This window comes from Phormidesmis priestleyi BC1401, from assembly GCF_001650195.1.
Lineage (GTDB): Bacteria > Cyanobacteriota > Cyanobacteriia > Leptolyngbyales > Leptolyngbyaceae > Phormidesmis_A > Phormidesmis_A priestleyi_B.
The window spans coordinates 1-3,958 of record NZ_LXYR01000125.1 but is presented as its reverse complement, the minus strand read 5'-3'; the positions used below and the strand labels follow the sequence as shown (position 1 = coordinate 3,958).

The following is a 3,958-nucleotide window of genomic DNA, read 5'->3' as shown; positions in this document are numbered from 1 at the left end:
CCATCGTCATACCTTGTCTCAACGAAGCGGAGACACTGGGTACCTGCATCCGCAAAGCAAAACAGTTCTTGCGACAAGAGGGCATCAATGGCGAAATCATCGTGGCAGACAACGGGAGCACCGATGGTTCGCAGGCGATCGCTCAACAGCTTGGGGCAAGAGTCGTGCATGTGCCTGAGCGGGGGTATGGCAGCGCACTCAGCCACGGCATTGCCGTCGCCAGTGGACTCTCTATCATCATGGGCGATGCGGATGACAGCTACGACTTCAGTGACTTGAGCTTGTTTGTGGAGAAGCTCCGCAAGGGCTATGACCTCGTAATGGGCAACCGTTTCAAGGGCGGCATCCAACCGGGAGCGATGCCTTTTCTGCACAAATATTTAGGCAATCCGGGACTGACGTTCTTGGGAAAGCTTTTTTTCCATAGTCCTTGCAATGACTTCTACTGTGGCTTGCGAGGGTTCAGCCGTGAGGCGATTCAGGGCTTGCAGCTACGCTCTACAGGCATGGAGTTTGCTTTAGAAATGGTGGCAAAGGCGAGCTTACACCGCTTACGAGTCGCTGAAGTCCCTACCACACTCTCCCCTGATGGTCGTAGCCGTCCACCACACCTCCGCACTTGGCGCGATGGTTGGCGTAGTCTCCGCTTTTTCCTGCTCTACAGTCCCCGGTGGCTCTTCCTTTATTCTGGACTGCTACTCATGCTCGTCGGTCTATCAGTGGGGCTGTGGCTACTCCCTAGCTCTCGTGGTGTATTCGATATCCACACACTGCTTTATGCAGCAGCAGCCGTGATTGTGGGCTTTCAGACTGTCAATTTCGCCGTGTTCACAAAACTCTTTGCCATCAACCAAGGACTCCTACCAGAAGATCGCCGTTTCCTCAGACTCTTTGAGTACATTGACCTGGAGAAAGGGTTACTGCTCGGAGCGTTACTACTGCTTACGGGCTTCGTTGGCTCTCTCAATGCTTTCTTGGTCTGGGAGCATGGGGGCTTTGGTGCCCTAGAGGCAGCGACCATGATGCGGCTCACTATTCCCTCGGTGACTGCCCTTGTGCTTGGTTCCCAGGTGTTTCTAAGCAGCTTCTTCCTGAGTATCCTGGGACTGGTGCGACGATGACACAGACTAGAAGTAAGTATGTCGGCGGCTCTGCGGCTGGCTTAGCCACTCGTCTCTCCTTACACATCCGCCAACAGATGTTTCGGGATGTCATGAAGTTGGCGCAGCCAACCCCACAGACGACGGTACTTGATGTGGGCGTGACCTGCGATCGCCGTGCGGACTCTAACTTCTTTGAGCGACTCTATCCATATCCCCAGCAACTGACAGCCGTAGGGATGGAGGATGCCAGCTTTCTGGAAACTCTACACCCCGGCATCACGTTCATCCAGACCAATGGGCGATCGCTCCCTTTTCCTGACCAGAGCTTTGATCTTGTGGTGAGTTTTGCTGTCATTGAGCATGTCGGTGCGCGAGAGCAGCAAACAGCCTTTGTGTAGGAACTCTGCCGTGTCGGGAAACAGGTCTGTGTTGCCACCCCGAACCGCTGGTTCCCGGTGGAGTTCCACACCCTGCTACCGCTCCTGCACTGGTTCCCCCCTACCCTCTTCCGTCGCCTCTTACGGTGGTTAAGAAAGGACTTTTGGGCACAGGAAAGCAACCTCAATCTCCTGGATCAGCGGTCATTGGCAGCACTGTTTCCCGACACAATGAAGCTGCATAGTCAGCACTATCGGCTGTTGGGACTGACCTCCAATCTCTTTATCTACGCTCAGAACCCTCACCCATGACATTCAAGTCAGCCCCGTTAAAACGTCAGACTTTCTTCTTTTACCTTTGCGGCATCACGCTCCTGGCGATTTTCCTGGGTGCCAACCGCGATCTCTTTGCTATTCCAGCCGCCGTTCATGATGATCGGCTGTTTGTCAACCGTGCACTGGACCTGTTGCAAGGTCACTGGCTTGGAGACTACAACCAATACACACTCATTAAGGGACCGTTCTTCCCGCTGTTCATGGCGGTCAATAACGTCTTGGGCTTCCCACTGTTAGTGGCTGAGCAAGTCTTGTTTTGTCTGGCAGGTTTGACGTTTCTCTACGCACTAACCTACCTCTACCGTCAACCACGCTGGCCGCTGATCCTCATCTATGCCTTATACGCCTTTCAGCCTGTCGCTTTTAGCCTGAATCGAACTGTCCGAGAAAGTCTCTATGTCAGCCTGACTGTGTTTTTCTTTGCAGGTGGCGTGCTGGGCATGGCGCATCTACTCGGACGAGTCCCGCCCCAGCGGACGGCGGCTCACGCTGCCCTGCTCGGTTTGAGTAGTGCCGCCTTCTGGCTCACGCGGGAAGAAGGTCTTTGGTTAGTGCCAAGCCTGCTGCTCCTGTTCGTCATTGGTGCCGTGAGCCAATATCGTCAGAGCCGCAGCTTGAAAGCCGTACTTGGGCGCAGCCGGATGTTCGGCTTGAGCCTACTCCTTTGTAGTGTCTGCGTGCTGTGCGTCGCGTGCCTCAACTATGCCAATTACGGCGTGTTTCTAGCTCGGAGCGAGCTGCTCTCAAACGAGTTTGGCACTGCCTATGGGTCACTCACCAGAGTCAAAGCCGCTACTTGGGATGCCCATATCCCCGTTCCCCATGCCGCACGGCAGCAGCTTTACGCTCAAAGCCCCAGCTTTCGACAGTTGCAGGCAGCCCTGGACGACCCCGCCACCGTGAAGGGCTGGAGTTCATTTAGTTGTCCCTTTTACCCTTCAACCTGTGGCGATTATGCAGGCGGTTGGTTTGTGTGGTCCTTCCGGGATGCGGTCGTCAGAGCGGGCTATACCACAGCCCCACGAGCCATGCAGTTCTATAGCGATCTGGCAAACGAAGTTAACCGCCTCTGCGACATGAAGCAGCTTCAATGCACCAAACCACACACAGGCACCTCACCGCCCCTCAGACCAGAGCATTGGCAGGCACTACCGCGCGCGCTCTGGTCTGGGATAAAGGTGTCAGTCAAGCTTGAACAGCTCAATCCGTGGTCACAAGTAGCTCCCAGCGGCAGCGATCGCGTGGGCAGCGACCTGATGGCATCACTCACACGTACAGCAACCACGCCACAGCGGATCATTAACTGCCCACGACAGTCCGAGTTTAAGCATTTAGATGTGATGGGCTGGTTTGGTCGACCCAGCTTTGGGATCAGACCAGAGCAACCCAAAGTGGGTTGGTCAGAAGACTATCTCCTGGAAACCCGGTTACCCTCGCCTGATCTGGCGAGCTTCTTTCATAACCCAGCCTTAAGCATGAGCCGCTTTCAACTGGATGTCTGCTGTAAAACCTGCTCGCTCGCGTTTACCGATGTGGGAGGGCGTGCAGTGAAACAGGTTGATCTGCTAAAAGGGGCTTCCCATAGCGACGGGACAGACGATGCTTACTTCTGGTTGGACAGTGTGAAGCCAATCCTACCCGAACTCCCAACTACCAATGAGCGCAAACTGGGTGCATACGCCGCCGTCAATCAAGTCATCGGTTTCCTGCTGCCGTATGCTGAGTGCCTTGCCTTGGGTTTATGGTGCTTGCGTCTGATAGGCTGTCGCGTGATGCCGCTAACACCCCTCTACGCAGTCGTGAGCAGCTTACTCCTGGCGGTCGTCGCGCGCTTTTTACTGCTGGCACTCATTGATGTCACCTCCTTCCCAGCGATGAACCTGGGTTACTTAGCGCCCCTGTTGCCGCTCAAGCTGCTTTTCACACTGCTTGCCTGCGTAGACGGTGCTATGGCTCTGAGGCTAAGACTTGGCAAGGGCGATCGCCACAACGCCAGTCAAAATGAAGCCGATACGGCGTTCCCGTAGCTTTGTAAGTTGGCATTGAGTTTAACTCAACCCCATCAACACTCGCCCTGACTCCATCACGTCAGGGCTTTTTTGTGTAAGCAAAAGGATGGATAAAAAAAGGAAGGTGAAATAA

The 3,958-nt window shown here is 54.7% G+C and carries 3 protein-coding genes; all 3 read left to right on the top strand.

Annotated features, from left to right (window positions below; translation table 11 throughout):
* Window positions 1-1,121 (top strand): glycosyltransferase family 2 protein (locus A8707_RS25675; protein ID WP_068820248.1); only part of this gene is annotated, 1,121 nt, incomplete at its 5' end.
* On the top strand, window positions 1,118-1,501 hold the full coding sequence (locus A8707_RS29370; RefSeq protein ID WP_197485076.1) for a class I SAM-dependent methyltransferase: 384 nt from the start codon (window positions 1,118-1,120) through the stop codon (window positions 1,499-1,501). The genes A8707_RS25675 and A8707_RS29370, both read left to right, overlap by 4 nt.
* 287 nt (window positions 1,502-1,788) lie before the next feature.
* Window positions 1,789-3,843, top strand: a complete 2,055-nt coding sequence (locus tag A8707_RS25665) for a hypothetical protein (RefSeq protein ID WP_068820246.1) — start codon at window positions 1,789-1,791, stop codon at window positions 3,841-3,843.
* Window positions 3,844-3,958: the final 115 nt, after the last annotated feature.

Bases quoted from the DNA above. Each gene is read 5' to 3' on its own strand.
- A8707_RS29370 (WP_197485076.1), top strand. From the start codon at position 1,118: ATGACACAGACTAGAAGTAAGTATGTCGGCGGCTCTGCGGCTGGCTTA.
- A8707_RS25665 (WP_068820246.1), top strand. From the start codon at position 1,789: ATGACATTCAAGTCAGCCCCGTTAAAACGTCAGACTTTCTTCTTTTAC.